Below are 18,300 nucleotides of genomic sequence, written 5' to 3'. Positions count from 1 at the left end.
CTTCCGCCCGGCGGAAGGCCGGACGCGACGACGGTCCCCGGCCCGTGCGGCGCGCTCCGTGCTACTGTGTCCCGTTTGCAGCGTTGCCGTGCCGGTGGCCCGTTCGCGGTCCTGGCCGGTGGCCCCGTTCCCGCCGCGCCTTCCTCGGTACGGTCCCTTCGGAGGAAGGCTTTCTGTGAGCGAATCGACACGTGCCGGAGCCCAGTGGCAGGACGAGCCGTCGGCCGCACCCCCGGCGGCGTCCTTCGCCGGGCTGGGGCTGCCGCCCGAGATCCTGCGGGCGCTCGACGGACACGGTGTGACCGTGCCCTTCCCCATCCAGGCGGCGGCGCTGCCGGACGCGCTCGCCGGACGGGACGTCCTGGGCCGCGGCCGCACGGGATCCGGCAAGACGCTCGCCTTCGGCCTCGGGATGCTCGCCCGGACCGCCGGACGGCGGGCGCAGCCCAAGGAGCCGCTGGCACTGGTCCTGGTGCCCACCAGGGAACTGGCGCAGCAGGTCGGTGAGGCGCTCACCCCCTACGCCGAGGCGCTGCGGCTGCGGCTGGCGACCGTGGTGGGCGGCGTCTCCGCCGGACGGCAGGCCGCCGCGCTGCGGGACGGCGCCGAGATCGTCGTCGCCACCCCCGGCCGGCTGCACGACCTCGTCGCCCGCAAGGACTGCCGCCTGGGACGGGTGCGCATCACCGTCGTCGACGAGGCCGACCAGATGTGTGACCTGGGGTTCCTGCCGCAGGTCACCGAACTCCTCGACCAGGTGCGACCCGACGGGCAGCGCATGCTGTTCTCCGCCACCCTCGACCGGGACGTCGACCAGCTGGTCCGGGACTACCTGCGCGACCCCGCCGTCCACTCCGTGGACCCCGCCGCCGCGGCGGTCACCGCCGTCGACCACCACGTCTTCGTCGTGCACGGCCCCGACCGGTACGCCGTGATCACGGAGATCGCCGCCCGCGACGGACGCGTCCTGCTGTTCGCCGACACCCGGCACGGCGTGGACCTGCTCACCCGGCACCTGCGGTCCAGCGGCGTGGCCGCCGCCGCCCTGCACAGCGCGAAGCCCCAGCCGCAGCGCACCAGGACGCTGGCCCAGTTCAGGAACGGGCAGATCACCGCGCTGGTCGCCACGAACGTCGCCGCCCGCGGCCTGCACGTCGACGACCTCGACCTCGTGGTCAACGCCGACCCGGCCACCGACCCGAAGGACTACCTGCACCGCGCGGGCCGCACCGCGCGTGCCGGCCGCTCCGGCACCGTCGTGACCCTCGTCCTGTCGGGACAGCGCCGCGAGACGAGCCAGGTCATGGCCGACGCCGGCGTCACCGCCAAGGTCAGCAAGGTGCGGTCGGGCGAGGCGGAGCTGAGCCGGATCACCGGCGCCAGGACCCCCTCCGGAAAGCCTCTCGACGGCGCCCCCGCCGCCCCGCGCCCCAAGAACCACAACGCCCCGTTCCGCGGCCTCGGCACCACCAAGGACCCCCGCGGCGGCACGGGAGGAAAGCCGTCCCGCAGGGGCGGCGAGGCCCGCAGACTCGCCGAGGCCCGCGAGGCGGCCCGGATCCGCCGGGGCGGCTGAGGCCGGCGAAGGCGACGGCCGGGCGGGCGCGCCGGGGTCACTGCCCCGCCGCCGCCTCCCGCGCGATGTCGTCGAAGCGGGCGTTCATGGCCTCGCCCAGGGCCTGGGCGGCGGAGAGCGGGCGGACCATCACGGTGAAGTCGTCGATCTTCCCGTTCTCGTCGAGGTGCAGGAAGTCGCAGCCCTGGAGCTTGCGGCCGGACACCGTCGCCGTGAAGACCAGGGCGATGTCCCGGCCGTCGGGGTTGGCTATCTCCCGTACGTAGGTGAAGTCCTCGAAGACCTGGGAGACCGCGCGCAGGATCGCCGCGGTGATCGCCTTGCCCGGGTACGGCTTGAAGGCGACCGGGCTGGTGAAGACGACGTCGTCGGCCAGCAGTGCGGTCGCGGCGTCCATGTCGTCGCTCTCGACGGCCTTGCGGAACGGATGCATGGGTCCCACCTCACCTAGTCAAAAAATTGAGTAGGTGCATGCTAGCGTCCACCCATGGCTCTGCGGAACGCGTTGATGGCGGCCCTCCTGGAGGGCGAGGCCTCCGGGTACGACCTCGCGAAGGGGTTCGACGCCACGGTCGCCAACTTCTGGTCGGCCACGCCCCAGCAGCTCTACCGCGAACTGGACCGTATGGAGGCCGAGGGACTGGTCACCGCGCGGGTCGTGGAGCAGGAGCGCCGGCCCACCAAGCGGCTGTTCTCGCTGACCGATGCGGGCCGCCGCGAGGTGCGCGCCTTCACCGCCGAACCCCCGGCCCGGCCCGCGGCGGTCCGGGACGAACTGCTGGTCAAGGTGCAGTGCGCGGACGCCGGTGACATGGCGGCGGTCCGCGCCGCCGTCGCCGGGCGGATGGAGCTGGCCACCGCCAAGCTGGCCCGTTACGAACGGATCCGGCGGCGCCTGCTGGCCGGGCGGTCGGAGGAGGCGTACTTCGCGGAGGCGGAGCGCATCGGCCCGTACCTCACCCTGCTGCGCGGGATGTCCTTCGAGCGGGAGAACCTGCGCTGGGGCGAGCTGGCGCTGCGACGACTCGACGAACGAGTGCATGCGCGTACTCAACAAGGTGAGTAGTGGGGGCGAAGGGGGACGCCCGGTGTGCGGACGCCCCCCGTGGCCGGGCCAGGATCAGCAGGTGGCGACCCCCGGCAGCCACGCCGGCCCCTGGATGTAGATGTTCGTCATCCACGCGCCGTTGGTCAGCTTGGACCAGGCGTCGTTGGTGTAGCCCTCGGCCGTGACGGTCTGGGCGTGCGCCTGGCAGACCACGTTGACCGTCGTGGGCTGCGGGAAGTAGTCGACGACGCCGGCGTTGACGTTGGGCTCGCTGTGCGTGCGCACGCCCGTGCCCCAGGTCCGGAACGCCGTGCTGCCCCCGCCGGGCGGCGCCGGGGTGTCGCCGCCGCAGTCGGGGATGCCGGGCAGCTCGGCCGGGCCCTTGATGTAGATGTTGGTCAGCCAGGAGCCGTCGGCCAGCCGGGACCAGATGTCGTTGGTGTAGCCCTCGGCGGTCACCGTCTCCGCGTGCTCCTGGCACTGGACCGAGACCTGGGACGGCCCGGCGAAGGTGTCCACGACGGCGGAGCGCACGCTCGGCGTCGCGTGGGTGCGCACCCCGGTGCCCCAGGTCTCGAACGTCGAACCGCCGTCGGCCGGCGGCGGCACCGGCGTGCCCGACGGGTTGACGCGGATCGCGCCCGCGTAGTCGCCGCCGGTGCGCACCGGGGCGACCCGGATGTGGGTGCCCGACTCGTAGGCCTCGACCATCTGCCCGGCGCCCAGGTACATGGCGACATGGTGGACGTGCCCGCTGCCCCAGAACATCAGGTCACCGGGGACCAGCGGGGCGGTGCCCTGGGAGGCCGAGAAGCGGGCCGCGGCCTGCGGGCTGTGGTACTGGTCGTCGGCCGTTCCGTTGAGCAGGTCACGGCCGGTCGCCCGGTAGTACGCGTACCGCATCAGGCCCGAACAGTCGAAGCCCTTGCGCTCGTTGTCGTGCAGGCTGTCGGGGTCGGAGCCGTCGTAGTAGCCGTAGGTGGCGCCGGGAGTGGCGCCGTGGCCGCCGCCCCAGCTGTACCAGACGCCGATCTGCGAGCAGGCCGCGGCGACGGCGGCCTCCGCGGTGGCCGAGGCGCCCGGGGCCAGCACGCCGCAGGCCGTGTCCTGGGCGGTACGCGGAGCCGCCGCGTGCGCGGTGGCGGGAAGGAAAGCGATGAGCGCGATCGCCGCCGCGGCGGCGGACGCCCGGCCCGGCGTGGTGAGTTCGAAGAGTCGCACGATGCACATCCTCAAGTCGACGTGGAGCCGTGTACCGGGGGTCCGGTGCCCTGCCCGGACGCCGCGTCCCACCCCCGTGGGGACGCGGCGTCCGGTGCTCAGCCGGCCAGCGCCGCGCGCATCTTGGCCAGCGCCCGCATCCGGTTGCGCTGGACGGTGCCGCGGTGCGCGCCGAGCCGTTCGCCGGCCGTGTCGTGGGTGAGGCCCTCCAGGTCGACGAGGATCACCGCGGCCGCCTCCTTCGGCGAGAGCACGCTCAGCAGCGCGAGGGCGGTGGCCGAGGCCTCGTAGGAGCCGAGCCCGCCGTCCCAGCCGGCCTCGGGCAGCCGGTCGGTGGTGCGTTCACGGCGGGAGGGATGCAGCCAGGAGTCGCGCAGCAGGTTCAGCGCGACCGTGCAGGTGTAGGCGTACGGATGGGTCTGCTGGGTGAGACTGCGGGCGCGGGCCCGCCGGGAGAGCCGCAGGTAGGTCTCCTGCAGCAGGTCGTCGGCGTCGTGCGGGTTGCCGGTCAGGGCCAGCAGCCGCCTGCGCAGCCGGGGCATGTCGGCGGTGAAGGAGGCGTCGAAGTCGCCCGGACTCATGGGTGCCTGACCCACCCCGTCCGGTCCCGGTACGGTGTCGCGCGGGTCCTGCGTACAGGTACCCCCGTGGATGTCCATGGTTGGTCCCCCGTGCTCGTTCGTGGTGTGCGTGGCGTGGCGTCGTCGCGGACAGGAGAGAGCTGCGGGCCGCTGGTCAGGCGGTCCGGTGACGGTCCGGGACAGGTCCGTAGCGGGCGGCCGGGGCGCCGCTGAGCAGCGCCCAGTACCGGTCGCCGTAGGACCAGTGCCACCACTCCGTGGGGTAGTTGACGAAGCCGGCCGTGGTCAGGGCCAGCGCCATCAGCTCCCGGTGGGTACGCGCCTGTGCGCCGATGTTCGCCGCCCCGGTGCGGCAGGCGCCCGCGCTCTCCTCCGGGGTGGCGTTGACCTCCGTGCCGAGCGGCAGTTCGGTGCCGTCGGCGGTGCACAGGGTCAGGTCCACCGCCCCGCCGCTCACGTGCGGGGCCACCTCCGGCGGGGAGATGTAGGCGCTGGCCAGCTCCCGGATCCGGTCCGGCGGGGCGTCGGGGTGGGCCGCGCGCAGCGTCGCCGCGTACTGGTCGAAGTAGCGGCGCTGCAGTGCGGGCGGCCGGTACCCCTCCACCACGAGGAACCGGATCCCGGCGGGCAGCAGCGACTGCGCCTGGAGGAGCCGGTCCAGCGCCCCGGAGCGCAGCCGCGCCCAGCTGCCGTCCGGGTCCGCCTGGCGGGCGTCGAGGAACACGCCGGGAGTGCCCCGCAGATCGACCAGCGGTTCGCCGCACTCCCGCTCGGTGACCGCCGCGACCCGGGCGTCGGAGAGGGTGATGATGTCCGTCACGCAGACAACGGTGCCCGGTGCCCCTGCAATTGCCCTGCAGGTTCCCTGCAAGCCCCGCACCAGGGCTCCTGCAGCGGCTCCCCGGTCACACGATCCGCCGCTCCCCGGTCACACGGGTTCGCCGTCCCGCCGTTCCCCGGTCACACCGGCCCGTCGTCCCGCCGCTCCGCGGCCTCCCGTCCGCCCACCGACCGGAACACCTCCAGCGCCTGCGCCCGGGCCGCCCGCGCGCCCTCCGGATCGCCGTCCGCCGCCCACACCTCGGCCAGGTCCCAGACCGTCCGCGCCCGCCACAGCGGCAGCCCCAGCTCCGCCCAGAGGGCCGTCGCGTGCTCCAGCGGCTCCCGGGCGCCGTCGGTGTCACCTGCCGCCAGCCGCGCCTCGCCGAGCGTGCGCAGCACCAGCGCCTCGCCGAACCGGTCCTGCCGCTCCCGGGCCACGGCCAGGCACCGGATCAGCCGCTGCTCCGCCTCCGGGGCCCGCCCGGTACGCAACTCGACCTTGGCCAGGGCCTGTTCGGTGTACATCACGCCGAAGACGTCGTGCAGGCCGGTGAAGACCCGCAGCGCGTCCCGCAGCAGCCGTTCCGCCTCGGGATAGCGGGACTCGGCCCGGTCGCACAGGGCCAGCGAGCGCAGGGTCAGGCCCTCGCCGTGCAGGTCGGCGGCGGCCCGGTAGAGGTCAAGGGCACGGGACAGCGCGTCCCGGGCGGCGCCGCCGCGCCCCAGCTCGCGGTGCACGTACCCGATGCCGTACAGCACCCGGGCCCGTGGCCCCACGTCACCGTCGTCGCCGTACCGCTCCAGCGCCCGCTCCAGCAGCTCCGACGCCTCGGCGTAGCGGGCCTGTTCACGCCGTACGGTGCCCATCCCGGCCAGCGCCACCGCCGCGCCCTCGGCCGAGCGGTCCTCGAACAGCGCGAGCGCGTCGGCGAAGTAGGCGTAGGACTCCTCGAACCTGTCCTGCTCGTAGCGGAGCTGGCCGAGCCCGGCGAGCAGCCAGGCCTCGCCCTCGACGTCCCCGCTGCGGCGCACCGCCGCCATGGCCGCGAGGTGCGAGCGGGACCAGGCGTCGAACTGGTTGTACAGGGCGGCCGAACTCGCTATCAGCGCCCCGGCGAGGTCCCGGGCGGCGCGTGCCATGCCGTGGTCGGCGCAGTGCGTCACGGTGGCCAGCAGCCCGGCCTGCTCGGCGGTGAACCAGGCCGCGGGCCGGGCCAGCAGCGCCTCCTCGGTCTCCGGGTCGAGCGGGCGCACCGCGGCCGGTTCAGGGAAGTGCCGCACCGCACCGCCGGGGCCGCGGACGGCCGCCTTGTGGGCCAGGTCGAGCCAGCAGCCGACGAGGCGCAGGACCGCGGCGGCGCGCTCCTCGGCGCTCTCCTCGGAGAGGCAGCGCTCGCGGGCGTGTTCGCGGGCCAGGTCGTGGATGCGGTAGCGGGCGAGGCCGGTGCCGTCCATGCCGATCACGTCGATGAAGTGGCAGTCCACCAGCCGCTCGACGGCCTCCTCGGCCTCCTCGGTCCCTATGCCGAGCAGCGGCGCGGCGATCCAGGCCGCGAAGTCGGGCAGGTCCAGCAGGGCGAGACGGCGCAGGGCGCGGCGCTCCTGCGGCGCGAGGTCGGCGTAACCGAGCTCCAGACTGGTGCGCAACTCCAGGTCCCCGGCGCTGAGTTCGTTCAGCCTGCGCCGTCCGTCGCGCAGCCGGCCGGCGAGTCTGGCGGGCGCCCAGTGCGGGCGGGCGGCCAGCCGGGCGCCCGCGATGCGCACGGCGAGCGGCAGCCGCCCGCACAGGGCGACGATCTCCGCGGCCCGCTCCGGGTCCGCCCCGGTCCGGCCCTCGCCGGCCACCCGGCGGAACAGGTCGAGCGCCTCGGCCTCGTCCGGTGCCGCGAGGTCCAGATGGGCGGCGCCCTCCAGGGCCACCAGCCGGCGGCGGCTGGTGATCAGCACCGCGGAGCCGGGTCCGGGCGGCAGCAGCGGGCGCACGTCCGCCTCGCCGGCCGCGTTGTCGAGGACGATCAGGACCCGCCGGTGCCCGACGTGGGTGCGGTACAGGCCGGTCAGCTCCTCGACGCCGGAGGACACCGTGTCCGGGTCGACGCCCATCGCGCGCAGCAGCCGGGCGAGCGCGTCGGCGGGTTCCAGCGGAGTCGTGTCGGCGGCCCTCAGGTCCACGAACAGGCGGCCGTCGGGGAAGAGTTCGGCGGTGCGGTGGCCGACGTGCACGGCCAGCGCGGTCTTGCCCATGCCGGAGCGCCCTGAGATGACCCCGATCGGAGGCGCGGTCCGGCCGGTGTCGCCGACGCTCCGCAGCAACTCGGTGGCCCACGCGACCTGTTCGCCGCGCCCGACGAAGTCGGCGATGTCGGGCGGGAGATGGGAGGGCGCGGGGTGCGCGGCACGCCGGGCGGGCACCGTGCGGGACTGCTGCCCGGTCCCCAGCACCCCGGTGTCGCCGCTCAGCACGGCCTGGTGGACGGCGCGCAGCTCGGGGCCCGGGTCGATGCCCAGTTCGTCGCGCAGGGCCCGGCGGCCCTCCTGGAAGACGCGCAGCGCGTCGGGGACCCGGCCGGTGCGGAACAGGGCGGTCATCAGCTGGCCGCGTGGCCGTTCCCGCAGCGGGTGCGCGGCCACGTGCGCGAGCAGCGGCGCGATCGTGCCGTCCGCGCGGCCCAGTTCCAGCGCCAGGGCGAAGGACTCCTCCTGCGCGACGAGCCGCAGCTCCCCGAGCCGGGCCGCCTCGATCCGGGCGAACGACTGGCCGAGCCCTTCCAGCGCCTCCCGGCCCCGCCACAGGCCCAGCGCTTCGGCCAGTGCCTCGGCGGCCTCCTGCGGACTCCCGGCCGAGCGCCCCCGCGCGAGGAGTTCCTCGAACCGGCGGGCGTCGACCCGGTCCGGTGCGAGGCCGGCGACGTAGCCCGGCGGCCGGGTGCGGATCACGTCGGCGCTGCCGATCCTGGACAACGCCCGCCGTACGGCCGAGACATGGGTGGCCACCAGAGCGCCCGCCGTGGCCGGGGCCTCCTCGTCCCAGACCAGGTCCACCAGACGCTCGGTGGAGAGCACCTCGCCCAGGTGCACGACGAGCGCGGCGAGAACGGCCAGGGGCCGGGAACCGCCGAGCGGGGCCCGCCGGCCCCCTTCCCATACCTCCACCGGGCCGAGCAGACGTACTTCGAACATCGGTCCCCGATCGCTCCTGGCGGATGCCGACAACGATATCGGCGGGCGCCGTCCGAGCAGGGCGGGGACCGGGGCGTGGTGACCGGATCCGTGCTGCCCGGTCCGGGACGGGTGCCCGTGCGCGACGGCCGGTAGGCCGAACGGGGGCGGGGCCGCCGGGGTCGCCGTGCGTGCTCTCCCGGGCGGCGCAGTTGGCCGGTTTCCGTGGGTGGCCCCAGCGGTCCCCGTGCGTCAGACGGGTGACGGGCGCCTCCCGTATGACCGTGCCCCGGATCCGCCACGAAATCCGTCGCGCCGGACGTTCCGTGCGACCGCCTGTCATACGAACGGCCCGCCGCCGCAGTCCACCGCACGAGAACGCCGAACCGTTGTCCACCGCAGCCCAGGGAGTTGTCCGATGAAGCGCCCCGTCCTTCGCCGCACGACCGCGTGCCTGGGTGCCGTCGCCGCCGTGGCCGCGCTCGCCGTCACCGGCTGCTCCCCGGGGTCCGGCGGCGGCCCCGCGCCGGCCGCCGCCGGCACGGCGCGCGAGCTGACCTACGCGGAGGACCTCCGGGTCTCCGACGCCGAACAGCGCCTGATCGCCCGGTGCATGGCCCGCCAGGGCTTCCGCTACTGGTCCGACAGCGCGCTGTCCCTGGCGGAGAGCAGGCCGCTCGGCTACGTCCAGGACGACGTCGGCTGGGCGCGGACCTACGGCTACGGCAGCCGGATCGCCGCCAAGGAGGACCGCGCCCGGCTGCGCAACCCCAACATCGCCTACCGCACGGCGCTTCCGGCCGATCGCAGGGCCGCCTACGACACCGCGCTGGACGGCGGCCGGGCGACGGAACTGCTGCGTACGCGGGTGCCCGGCGGCGGGGCGGTGAGCAAGCGGTCCGGCGGCTGCGACGCGGCGGCCGAGCGCGCGCTGTACGGCGACCCGGCCACCTGGTTCCGGCTCGACAGCGCAGCGAGCAACCTGCGCCCGCTGTACGTCGGCAGGCTGCTGCGCGACCGGCGGTTCACCGCCGCCGTGCACGCCTGGGCGGACTGCATGAAGCGGGCCGGGCATCCCTACCCGGACCCCGACGCGGCCCGGCGGGCCGCCCGGGACCACCCCGCCGTGCAGGGCCGGGCCGCGGAGGCCCGCGGCTTTGCCGCCGAGGTCCGGATCGCCGTCGCCGACGCGACCTGCGCCCGCGCGGTCTCCCTCAGGTCCGTGGGCCAGAACCGGGAGGCCCACTACCTGGCCCTGCTGGACGCGCGGTACGGCAGCCGGCTGGACGCCTACCGGCGGCTGCGGCAGCAGGCGCTGGCACGCGCCGAGCGGATCGTGCCCGCCCGCACCTGACCCGGGCGCCCGCACCACGGACCCCGCGGCACCGACCGCGGCTTTCGCCCACCGCACTCCGCGGCACCCGCCGCGGCCTCACGGCTGCGGCACCCCGCCGCGGCTCCCACCCACACCCATCGCCTCCGACGAGGCAGATCGGAATCCGTCATGCGCAAGATGACCATCGTCCTCGCCACCCTGGGCCTCGCCGCCCTCGGCCTCGCCGTGCCGGCCAACGCCCACGCCGTCTCCGGCTGCAACGCGCAGTGGCCGGGCCGGGACGGCAACGTGCGGGCCTGGAAGGACTGGGACTGCCAGGGCGAACTGCTGGGCGTCACCCCGGGCAACGACTCCGCCTGGGGCGACACCGCCGGTCCCTTCCAGGGCAGCGACGGCAACGCCGCCTCCTCGGTGATGAACAGCGGCTTCGTCGGCGGCAAGGACGTCGTGGCCTTCTACTACCTGTCCAACTACGGCGGCGGCTACGGCTGCCTCAAGCCGGGCGAGCTGTACGTGGACAACCTCACCCGCGACCACTTCACCGACGGCAACAACATGAACGACAACATCCTGTCCCACCAGTGGGTGACGGCCGGCGCCTGCGCGCCGGGCTCCTTCATCAGCTGAGGCGGCCCGACGGCCACGTCTGCCGGCCACGCCCGCCCCGGGCCGTGGCCGGCCCCGCCGCCTCACCCGCTGCCCACCTCGCGTACCGCCGAGTTTCACATCCGCGCCACCGGACCCTTCCCTGACGTTCGATGCCCTTGGAACACTCGCACCCGCGCGCAGTCCGCGTGTTCCGGCCATCCCGCACGGCAGGATGAGAGGTCGCACTCCCATGCCCGAAGCAAACCGGCGCCGATTCCTCCAACTCGCAGGCGCCACCACGGCGTTCACCGCGCTGTCCGGCAGCCTCCAGCGCGCCGCCGCGCTGCCCGCGAACCACCGCACCGGGTCGATCGAGGATGTCGAGCACATCGTCGTCCTGATGCAGGAGAACCGTTCGTTCGACCACTACTTCGGCACCCTCGCAGGCGTCCGCGGCTTCGGCGACCCGCGTCCGGTCACCCAGGACGGCAGGTCGGTGTGGCGCCAGTCGGACGGCACCAAGGACGTCCTGCCGTTCCACCCGGACGCCGACGACCTGGGCCTCGCCTTCCTCCAGGACCTCCCGCACGGCTGGAGCGACACGCACACCGCCGTCAACGGCGGCAAGTACGACACGTGGGTGCCCGCCAAGGGCTCCACGACCATGGCGTACCTGAACCGGCACGACATCCCGTTCCACTACGCCCTCGCCGACGCCTTCACCGTCTGCGACGCCTACCACTGCTCGTTCATGGGCTCCACCGACCCCAACCGCTACTACCTGTGGACGGGATACACGGGCAACGACGGCCGGGGCGGCGGCCCGGTCCTCGGCAACGACGAGGCCGGCTACTCCTGGACGACCTATCCCGAGCGACTGGAGAAGGCCGGCGTCTCCTGGAAGATCTACCAGGACGTCGGCGACGGCCTGGACGCGGCCGGCGGCTGGGGCTGGATCCAGGACGCCTACCGGGGCAACTACGGCGACAACTCGCTGCTCTACTTCACGCAGTACCAGAACGCCCGGCCCGGCGACCCGCTGTACGACAAGGCCCGCACCGGCACCGACGCCCGCAAGGGCGAGGGCTTCTTCGACCGGCTGAAGGCCGACGTCACGTCCGGGAAGCTGCCGCGGATCTCCTGGGTGGTCGCCCCCGAGGCCTTCACCGAGCACCCCAACTGGCCCGCGAACTACGGCGCCTGGTACATCTCCCAGGTTCTCGACGCGCTCACCGCCGACCCCGCGGTGTGGGCGAGGACCGCCCTGTTCATCACCTACGACGAGAACGACGGCTTCTTCGACCACGTGGTCCCGCCGTTCCCGCCGGCCTCCGCCGCGCAGGGCAGGTCCACCGTCGACCCGTCCCTGGACCTCTTCAAGGGTGACGCGGGCCACGCGGCCGGCGCCTACGGCCTCGGCCAGCGGGTGCCGATGATCGTCGTCTCCCCGTGGAGCAAGGGCGGTTTCGTCTGCTCCGAGACGCTCGACCACACCTCGGTCATCCGGTTCATGGAGCGGCGCTTCGGCGTCCACGAGCCGAACATCTCGCCGTGGCGGCGCACCGTCACCGGCGACCTGACCGCCGCCTTCGACTTCTCCCGCAGGGACACCAAGCCGGTCGCGCTGCCGTCCACGGCCGGCTACCGGCCGCCGGACGGCGACCGCCACCCCGACTACGTGCCGACCCCGCCCGCCCACCCGGCGCTGCCCCGGCAGGAGCGCGGCGCGCGGCCCACCAGGCCGCTCAAGTACGCCCCGGTGGTGGACGGTTCGCTGGACGCGGCGGCCGGCCGGCTCACGCTGACCTTCGCGTCGGGCCCGCGGGCCGGAGCCGCCTTCCTGGTCACCTCCGACAGCCGTACCGACGGCCCCTGGAGCTACACCACCGAGGCCGGCGCGTCCGTCTCGGACACCTGGAACTCCGTGTACCCGGGCGGCTCGTACGACCTGACCGTGCACGGCCCGAACGGCTTCCTGCGCACCTTCGGCGGCCGCGGCAGGGCGGCGGGACCCGAGGTCACCGCCCGGCCGCACGGCGACGACATCGAGCTGACCCTCACCAACCGGGGCGACGGCACGGTGAAGCTGCGGGTGGCGGACGGGTACGGCGGCCGGACCCGCACGTTCACGGTCCGCCCGGGGGCCGCCGTCCGGCACGTCGCCCACCTGAACCACAGTCATCAGTGGTACGACCTGACGGTCACCGCCGAGGGCGACGCGGCCTTCGTGCGGCGGTTCGCGGGGCACGTGGAGAACGGGCGGCCCGGGGTCAGCGACCCGGCGATCCGCACCGACTGACGGGGCGCCCAGGGGCGCATCGTGCGGAACCGGTCAGGTACCGGTCACCTCGGGGTACTGTGCCCCGGTGACCATGCAATCGAACACACCTGCAGACCGGCACTCCGATCCGCACGGTGCGCCCCAGACGCTTTTCTCCGAGCCGGTGCTGGTGGTGAACCAGAAGGCCAAGCTGATCGAGCTGACCAACGAGTACAAGGTCATGGACCAGCACGGCCGGCAGATAGGCTCGGTGGTCGAGGTCGGACAGAGCGCGCTGAAGAAGATCCTGCGCTTCGTCTCCAGCCTCGACCAGTACATGACCCACCGGCTGGAGATCCGTGACGCCCAGGGGCAGCCGCAGCTGCTGCTGACCCGGCCCGCGAAGATCTTCAAGTCCCGCGTGATCGTGACCCGGCCGGACGGCTCGGAGGTCGGCGAGATCGTCCAGCAGAACATGATCGGCAAGATCAACTTCGCGATGACGGCGGGCGGCCAGAAGGTCGGCGCGATCAAGGCGGAGAACTGGCGCGCCTGGAACTTCGCGATCGTCGACCACGCCGAGCAGGAGGTGGCCCGGATCACGAAGACGTGGGAGGGACTCGCCAAGACGATGTTCACCACCGCGGACAACTACGTGCTGCAGATCCACCACCAGCTGCCCGAGCCGCTGCGGAGCCTGGTGATCGCGACGGCGCTGACCGTGGACACCGCGCTGAAGCAGGACTCCCGGGGACTGGGCTGAGGATCCGTCCGCGACGGGGCGAGAGCCCGCGCACCGCGCGGGAGCACGCTCGTCCCGCGCGCGGCCGAGGGGGCGCGGGGCCCGGAGACACGGGCCCCACGCCCCCTCGGGCGTTCAGAGGGCAGTGAGCTGCCCGGGTTCCTCCTTCCGCGGCGGGAGCAGCGCCTGCTCCGCCGCGACCCGTGCCGACTCCAGGGCCAGCACGGCGGCCACCGGGTGCTCGCCGTCGTCCGGTGCCACGATCCGGGCCGCCGGGGTCACCCGGGTCAGCAGGACCACGCCCCAGGAGGCGAGGGCGGCGCCCGCCAGGGCGAGCAGGATCCCGGTCGCGCCGCCGTGCAGGCCCTGCCCCAGCAGGGCCAGGCCGATCGCGGCCGCCGCCACCGGGTTGGCCAGGGTGACCACCGCGAGCGGTGCGCCGAGGCCGCCCCGGTAGGCCGTCTGGGAGAGCAGCAGGCCGCCCACCGCGAACGCGGCCACCAGGAGCGTCACGACGACGACCTCGACGCTCAGCACCGGGCCTGAGCGGTCCGTCGCCGCCACCGTCACCGTCTGGGTCAGGGCGGAGGCGACGCCCGAGGCGAAGCCGGACGCGGTCGCGTGCCGCAGGCCCGGCCGGGCGCCGGGGCGGGACAGCGCGCCGATCAGCACGGCGGTCGTACCGGCCACCGCGAGGGCCTCGGTGAGGCTCAGCACCCGGTGCGGCGCGGGACCGGAGGCCGTGACCAGCAGGGCGCCGAGACCGAGCAGGGTCAGGGCCGTGCCCCGCCACTCGGTCGCGCTGACCCGCCGCCCGGCCACCCGCGCGCCCATCGGCACGGCCGCCACCAGGGTGAGCGCGCCCAGCGGCTGGACGAGGGTGAGCGGGCCGTACTTGAGGGCCACGACGTGCAGGAGCGCGGCGCCCGCGTTGAGGCCGACCGCCGCCCACCAGGCGCCGGAGCCGAGCAGCCGCAGCAGACCCGCTCCGGAGGACTTCGACGCGAGCCGCTCCTGGGCGACCGCGGCGGCCGCGTAGGCGACGGCCGAGACCAGGGACAGCAGGACGGCGAGCAGGGCCGCGGTGCTCATCGGCCCGCTCCTGCCAGTGCGGGCTCTTCCACGGTGAATCCCCGGCGGCGTCCGGCCGTGACGGCCGTGCGGTGGGGCGGGCGGAGCGAGGTGGACGTCCCCCCGGACGAGGCCTGGGGGTGGATGAGGGCGAGGGCGGCGGTCAGCATCACGGTGGCGACGATCGCGTCCAGCCAGTAGTGGTTCGCGGTGCCCACGATCACCAGCAGCGTGACCGCCGGATGCAGCAGCCACAGCCAGCGCCACCGGGAGCGGGTCGCCACGATCAGGCCGATCGCCACCATCAGGGCCCAGCCGAAGTGCAGCGAGGGCATCGCCGCGAACTGGTTGGAGAGGTGGTCGCGGGCGGGCGGGCCGTAGACGGAGGGGCCGTACACCCGGCCCGTGTCGACGAGACCGCTCGCGGCCAGCATCCGCGGCGGGGCCAGCGGGAAGGTGAAGGGGAGCACGAGGGCGGCGGCGGTGACCACGGCCAGCACCCGGCGGGCCCACACGTAGTGCGCGGGCCGCTTCAGGTAGAGCCAGACCAGGAAGGCCACCGTCGCCGGGAAATGAACCGTGGCGTAGTAGGTGTTGGCCAGGTGGACGAGGGTGTCGCCGTGCAGCAGCGCGGACTGCACGTCGACCTCCGAGGGCAGGTGCAGCGTCCGTTCCAGGTCCCAGATCCGGTGGGCGTTGTGCAGGGCCTCGGCGGTGTGGCCGATGGCCAGGCGGCGCCCGAACTTGTAGACGAGGAAGAGCCCTGCGACGAGCAGGAACTCACGGACCAGCGGTGGCCGGGCTATCGCCCCGGACTCCGCTGCTGCCGGCTCGGACTGGGAACTCATCCCAGGCCCCCTCACTGACGGTGGTGCTGGCGTCCGGACGGTGGCCCGGACCCCCACATGCTCATCGATACGAATGCGTACCGATACGCCACTGTACCGATACGGCCGAGTACCGGTACAGTGGCGTATCGATAGACGTAGGCCACACTGGTTGTAGGTTTCCGCCCGGCCCGAACGGCGGGTGGGCGGCAGATGTTCCGTACGTGATGAGCGAGTGAGGAGCAGGGCACATGACGTCGCAGGCCGCGGACGAACCGGAGACGGTTGCCGCCTCGCGCCGCTCCAAGATCACGCCGGAGCGTGAGCGGGAGTTCTTCGACGCCGTGCTGGAACAGATCCGCGAGTGCGGCTACGACTCCGTGACCATGGAAGGCGTCGCCAGCAGCACCCGGTGCAGCAAGTCCACGCTCTACCGGCAGTGGAAGACCAAGCCGCAGTTCGTCGCGGCCGCGCTGCGCGCCAGCCGCGAGGTGCGCTTCGGCGGCGTCGACACCGGCTCCCTCGCCGGGGACCTGCGCGAGGTGGCGCGGGCCGCGGGGGACTGGTCGGCGAAGGACACCAGGCTGCTCTCGGCGCTCGGCCACGCGCTCCACTCGGACGTGGAGCTGGCGCAGGCGCTGCGCGAGGCGCTGATCGAACCGGAGATCGCCGCGCTCCAGGAGATCCTGGACCGCGGTGTCGCGCGCGGCGAGGTGGCCGCGGGGCATCCCGCGCTGGACTACGTGCCCGCCATGATGTTCGGCGTGCTCCGGGTCCGGCCGGTGCTCACCGGCGAGTACGCCGACGCGGGCTATCTCGTCCGCTTCGTGGAGGCCGTGGTGCTGCCCGCGCTCGGACTGACCTAGACCCAGGCCGCCGTCCACGGGATGACTGGACGGTGACCTGCTCGCGCCGCACCGTGGGGACGGGGGCGGCGCGCACCCCCCGGCCGGGTGGGGTTCCCCTTTGAGCGGAGGGGCGCCCCACCCGGCCGACCGGCGTTCCGGCCCGGTGGCGGATCAGACGGTCTGGCCGTCGCCGCCGCCGGAGGACACCTTGATCCCCTTGGTGATGTCGTCGATGACCGACTGGTCCTGGCCGACGTCCACACCGAACCGGACCACCACCATCTGCCGGCCGTCCGAGGGCGAGGGGAAGGCCAGCGACTCGACGTACCCGTCGGCGCCCTTGCTGGTCACCGCCTTCCAGCGGACCAGGTAGCCCTTCTGCCCGGCCACGGTGACGGCCTTGGAGGCCAGCACCTGGTGCGAGGTGATCGAGCCGTAGGTCTTGCCGCCGTACGACTCCGCCGCGTTGGCCGAGATGTCCGCCTTGGCGACCTCCTCGGCGGTGTCGCCCTTGGTGCCCAGCGCCAGCGCGGGCGCCGAGTAGGCGCCGCCCGCGGTGCAGGACTGGGAGGTGTCGCCGGGGCACTTGTAGGAGTCGTCGGAGGTGATCTGGGCACCGACGTTGATCGCCTGCCCGGTCCAGCCCTTCGGCACCGGCATGGCGATGGCGTTGACGGCGTCGGACACCGTTCCGCCGCCCGGCACCTTGGGTGCCTCGGACTGGCCCGGCGGCGGCGAGGCGCCGTCGCCCGAGCCGCCGGACCCGGAGCCGCCGCCGGAGCCCGAGCCGCCCGAACCGCCGAACGGGAAGCCCTGCCCGCCGTTCTGGCCCTCGGATCCGCCCTGGCCGAAACCGCCGCCCGGACCGCCGGGACCCTGCTGCGAGGCCTGGCCGCCGCCGTTCCCGCCGCCGTCGTGCGTGAGCGCCCACGCGCCCACGCCGATGGCGGCCAGGACCGCCACGGCGACACCGACGGCCACGCCGGTCCGCAGCCCGCGCTTCGCGGTGGCGGGCGGCGCCGGATAACCGGGATACCCGGGATGGGCCGGATACGGCTGCTGGGCCGTGCCGGCGTCGGCCGGACCGGCCGGAGGGTGCGCCGGGGGACCCCAGTCGGCACCCGACCCGGCGGGGCGGGTCTGCCCCGTCCACGCCTTGCCGTCCCACCAGCGCTCGCTGGGCGGAGCGTCGTCTGTCTGTCCGGGGTCGGGATACCACCCGGGAGGAGTCACCTGCGTCATGCCCCCACCGTAGGAGGCATCGGTGAAAGTCGGATGAGAGGATCCGGCGACTTTCGGATGAGTCGCCCGGCTGCACCTCCCGCCGTGCCGTCCCGAGGGCCGGGAGCCCGGTGCCGGCGCGGCCCGCGGGGCGCTCAGCCGGTCGCGTCCGGCCGCCAGTGCTCGGGTCCCACTCCGCGCCAGTCGATCCACGAGGACTCCGCCACCTCCGCCGGGTCGATCTCCAGCCCGGCCCGGCGCAGGAACTCCGCCACGTCGCCCACGCCGTGGGCCAGCCCTAGGGGCTCGCCGTCCGCGTGCACCCGTCTGCCGCCCGCCGGGGACGGCGGATGGACGGTCACGCGGACCGGGGCGCACCCGCAGCGGGGGCCGTCACAGGCGTGGTCCTCGGCGCCGCACGGCGTCATGAGCGGCTCCTCTCGCTCGCGGGCCCCTCGGGCCGTCCGTGGTCGCGCAGGTCCCGCCAGGCCGCGGGGTGCGGGCGTCGCTGCTGCCAGTAGGGGTGGAAGTACAGCCGGGTCGACAGCCGGTACAGGCGTCGGCGCAGCTCGGTACGGCCGGGCCGCGCGGCGAGCTGCCGGTAGGTGGCACTCCACTCCAGCTGCGCCTGGGCGAGGTCGTCGGGGAACGATCGCATGACCGAATTCAATCACGTGTTCGATTTCTGGCGCCATCGGCGGCGACGCGCGACCCGGGACCGGCGCCGGGTCCCGGGTCGCCCCGGCGGGCCGCCGTCCGCTCCATCCGGCCGGCGTGCGGAGGGCGCGGTTCCGGTCCGATGCCGCCCGGCACCCGGAAGTCGGCTGCATTTCCACGTCTGTTGACGGTCCGTCGGCTCGACAGCCGCAGGTCGGGGCCGTCACGCGTCGTTCCGCAGCCCCCGGCTTCACCCGTCGTGGCAACAGCTGCCCCGGTCCGCCACCGGACGGCCGGAAGGACGGCTAGGCTCGTGTCCCGTACGTCGTTCGGGCGACTTGGG

17 protein-coding genes are annotated in these 18,300 nt (G+C 74.2%); 7 read left to right on the top strand and 10 right to left on the bottom strand.

Going from position 1 to position 18,300, the window contains the following annotated elements; translation table 11 throughout:
* Window positions 1-175: 175 nt before the first annotated feature.
* The gene (locus tag ACIQOE_RS10325; RefSeq protein WP_401410869.1) at window positions 176-1,576 is read left to right on the top strand and encodes a DEAD/DEAH box helicase; all 1,401 of its coding nucleotides are present in this window, start codon (window positions 176-178) and stop codon (window positions 1,574-1,576) included.
* 37 nt (window positions 1,577-1,613) lie between these two features.
* Here ACIQOE_RS10325 and ACIQOE_RS10320 read toward each other — a convergent pair whose 3' ends face one another.
* On the bottom strand, window positions 1,614-2,009 hold the full coding sequence (locus tag ACIQOE_RS10320) for a nuclear transport factor 2 family protein (protein ID WP_365557529.1): 396 nt from the start codon (window positions 2,007-2,009) through the stop codon (window positions 1,614-1,616).
* Window positions 2,010-2,063: 54 nt separating this feature from the next.
* Between ACIQOE_RS10320 and ACIQOE_RS10315 the strand changes: the two genes are divergently transcribed.
* Complete coding sequence (locus ACIQOE_RS10315; protein ID WP_365557527.1) at window positions 2,064-2,642, top strand: PadR family transcriptional regulator; 579 nt, start codon at window positions 2,064-2,066, stop codon at window positions 2,640-2,642.
* A 54-nt stretch (window positions 2,643-2,696) separates the two neighbouring features.
* Here the strand turns inward: ACIQOE_RS10315 and ACIQOE_RS10310 are convergent, their stop codons facing one another.
* The 4 genes from ACIQOE_RS10310 to ACIQOE_RS10295 all read right to left on the bottom strand — a co-directional run bounded on the left by ACIQOE_RS10310 (window position 2,697) and on the right by ACIQOE_RS10295 (window position 8,428).
* Window positions 2,697-3,845 (bottom strand): NlpC/P60 family protein, encoded by a 1,149-nt coding sequence (locus ACIQOE_RS10310; RefSeq protein WP_365557524.1) that lies wholly within the window; start codon window positions 3,843-3,845, stop codon window positions 2,697-2,699.
* A 98-nt stretch (window positions 3,846-3,943) separates the two neighbouring features.
* Window positions 3,944-4,426, bottom strand: coding sequence for an RNA polymerase sigma factor (locus ACIQOE_RS10305; protein WP_351314756.1), 483 nt, complete (start codon window positions 4,424-4,426; stop codon window positions 3,944-3,946).
* 154 nt (window positions 4,427-4,580) lie between these two features.
* Complete coding sequence (locus ACIQOE_RS10300; RefSeq protein WP_362642888.1) at window positions 4,581-5,246, bottom strand: M15 family metallopeptidase; 666 nt, start codon at window positions 5,244-5,246, stop codon at window positions 4,581-4,583.
* Window positions 5,247-5,386: 140 nt separating this feature from the next.
* Complete coding sequence (locus tag ACIQOE_RS10295; protein ID WP_365568422.1) at window positions 5,387-8,428, bottom strand: BTAD domain-containing putative transcriptional regulator; 3,042 nt, start codon at window positions 8,426-8,428, stop codon at window positions 5,387-5,389.
* A 397-nt stretch (window positions 8,429-8,825) separates the two neighbouring features.
* On the opposite strand from ACIQOE_RS10295, the gene ACIQOE_RS10290 reads away from it, so the two are divergent.
* The 4 genes from ACIQOE_RS10290 to ACIQOE_RS10275 all read left to right on the top strand — a co-directional run bounded on the left by ACIQOE_RS10290 (window position 8,826) and on the right by ACIQOE_RS10275 (window position 13,354).
* Window positions 8,826-9,761 (top strand): hypothetical protein, encoded by a 936-nt coding sequence (locus ACIQOE_RS10290; protein ID WP_401410865.1) that lies wholly within the window; start codon window positions 8,826-8,828, stop codon window positions 9,759-9,761.
* Between the two features lie 150 nt (window positions 9,762-9,911).
* The gene (locus ACIQOE_RS10285) at window positions 9,912-10,370 is read left to right on the top strand and encodes a hypothetical protein (RefSeq protein ID WP_351314746.1); all 459 of its coding nucleotides are present in this window, start codon (window positions 9,912-9,914) and stop codon (window positions 10,368-10,370) included.
* Between the two features lie 211 nt (window positions 10,371-10,581).
* The gene (locus ACIQOE_RS10280) at window positions 10,582-12,630 is read left to right on the top strand and encodes a phosphocholine-specific phospholipase C (RefSeq protein ID WP_401410863.1); all 2,049 of its coding nucleotides are present in this window, start codon (window positions 10,582-10,584) and stop codon (window positions 12,628-12,630) included.
* Between the two features lie 73 nt (window positions 12,631-12,703).
* Window positions 12,704-13,354: a phospholipid scramblase-related protein gene (locus ACIQOE_RS10275; RefSeq protein ID WP_362642948.1), complete on the top strand. Its 651-nt coding sequence runs from the start codon at window positions 12,704-12,706 to the stop codon at window positions 13,352-13,354.
* A 114-nt stretch (window positions 13,355-13,468) separates the two neighbouring features.
* On the opposite strand, the gene ACIQOE_RS10270 is transcribed toward ACIQOE_RS10275, so the two are convergent.
* Both ACIQOE_RS10270 and ACIQOE_RS10265 read right to left on the bottom strand, forming a co-directional pair.
* Entirely contained in the window at window positions 13,469-14,425 is a 957-nt protein-coding gene (locus ACIQOE_RS10270; protein WP_351314737.1) for a hypothetical protein, read from the bottom strand.
* On the bottom strand, window positions 14,422-15,252 hold the full coding sequence (locus ACIQOE_RS10265) for a phosphatase PAP2 family protein (protein WP_365557508.1): 831 nt from the start codon (window positions 15,250-15,252) through the stop codon (window positions 14,422-14,424). The genes ACIQOE_RS10270 and ACIQOE_RS10265 overlap by 4 nt, the downstream gene beginning before the upstream one ends.
* A 230-nt stretch (window positions 15,253-15,482) precedes the next feature.
* Here ACIQOE_RS10265 and ACIQOE_RS10260 point away from each other — a divergent pair, with 230 nt between their 5' ends.
* Window positions 15,483-16,097: a TetR/AcrR family transcriptional regulator C-terminal ligand-binding domain-containing protein gene (locus ACIQOE_RS10260; protein WP_351314731.1), complete on the top strand. Its 615-nt coding sequence runs from the start codon at window positions 15,483-15,485 to the stop codon at window positions 16,095-16,097.
* A gap of 153 nt (window positions 16,098-16,250) precedes the next feature.
* Here ACIQOE_RS10260 and ACIQOE_RS10255 read toward each other — a convergent pair whose 3' ends face one another.
* From ACIQOE_RS10255 to ACIQOE_RS10245, 3 genes are all read right to left on the bottom strand, one after another.
* Complete coding sequence (locus ACIQOE_RS10255; RefSeq protein ID WP_401410860.1) at window positions 16,251-17,321, bottom strand: DUF2510 domain-containing protein; 1,071 nt, start codon at window positions 17,319-17,321, stop codon at window positions 16,251-16,253.
* 134 nt (window positions 17,322-17,455) lie between these two features.
* A complete protein-coding gene (locus ACIQOE_RS10250; protein ID WP_351314725.1) occupies window positions 17,456-17,728 on the bottom strand; it encodes a hypothetical protein in 273 nt (90 codons plus the stop codon).
* A complete protein-coding gene (locus ACIQOE_RS10245) occupies window positions 17,725-17,958 on the bottom strand; it encodes a hypothetical protein (RefSeq protein WP_351314722.1) in 234 nt (77 codons plus the stop codon). The genes ACIQOE_RS10250 and ACIQOE_RS10245 overlap by 4 nt, the downstream gene beginning before the upstream one ends.
* Window positions 17,959-18,300 lie beyond the last annotated feature (342 nt).

This window comes from Streptomyces sp. NPDC091282, assembly GCF_044757385.1.
Lineage (GTDB): Bacteria > Actinomycetota > Actinomycetes > Streptomycetales > Streptomycetaceae > Streptomyces > Streptomyces gramineus.
Note: the sequence above shows the minus strand (reverse complement) of the source record. Positions and strands in the feature narration are given on the sequence as shown.

Excerpts from the sequence above, each read along its gene's own strand:
- ACIQOE_RS10250 (WP_351314725.1), bottom strand. The coding sequence starts at position 17,728 with ATGACGCCGTGCGGCGCCGAGGACCACGCCTGTGACGGCCCCCGCTGC.
- ACIQOE_RS10245 (WP_351314722.1), bottom strand. The coding sequence starts at position 17,958 with ATGCGATCGTTCCCCGACGACCTCGCCCAGGCGCAGCTGGAGTGGAGT.
- ACIQOE_RS10315 (WP_365557527.1), top strand. The coding sequence starts at position 2,064 with ATGGCTCTGCGGAACGCGTTGATGGCGGCCCTCCTGGAGGGCGAGGCC.
- ACIQOE_RS10285 (WP_351314746.1), top strand. The coding sequence starts at position 9,912 with ATGCGCAAGATGACCATCGTCCTCGCCACCCTGGGCCTCGCCGCCCTC.
- ACIQOE_RS10260 (WP_351314731.1), top strand. The coding sequence starts at position 15,483 with ATGACGTCGCAGGCCGCGGACGAACCGGAGACGGTTGCCGCCTCGCGC.
- ACIQOE_RS10280 (WP_401410863.1), top strand. The coding sequence starts at position 10,582 with ATGCCCGAAGCAAACCGGCGCCGATTCCTCCAACTCGCAGGCGCCACC.
- ACIQOE_RS10295 (WP_365568422.1), bottom strand. The coding sequence starts at position 8,428 with ATGTTCGAAGTACGTCTGCTCGGCCCGGTGGAGGTATGGGAAGGGGGC.
- ACIQOE_RS10270 (WP_351314737.1), bottom strand. The coding sequence starts at position 14,425 with ATGAGCACCGCGGCCCTGCTCGCCGTCCTGCTGTCCCTGGTCTCGGCC.
- ACIQOE_RS10320 (WP_365557529.1), bottom strand. The coding sequence starts at position 2,009 with ATGCATCCGTTCCGCAAGGCCGTCGAGAGCGACGACATGGACGCCGCG.
- ACIQOE_RS10255 (WP_401410860.1), bottom strand. The coding sequence starts at position 17,321 with ATGACGCAGGTGACTCCTCCCGGGTGGTATCCCGACCCCGGACAGACA.
- ACIQOE_RS10275 (WP_362642948.1), top strand. The coding sequence starts at position 12,704 with ATGCAATCGAACACACCTGCAGACCGGCACTCCGATCCGCACGGTGCG.
- ACIQOE_RS10265 (WP_365557508.1), bottom strand. The coding sequence starts at position 15,252 with ATGAGTTCCCAGTCCGAGCCGGCAGCAGCGGAGTCCGGGGCGATAGCC.
- ACIQOE_RS10290 (WP_401410865.1), top strand. The coding sequence starts at position 8,826 with ATGAAGCGCCCCGTCCTTCGCCGCACGACCGCGTGCCTGGGTGCCGTC.
- ACIQOE_RS10305 (WP_351314756.1), bottom strand. The coding sequence starts at position 4,426 with ATGAGTCCGGGCGACTTCGACGCCTCCTTCACCGCCGACATGCCCCGG.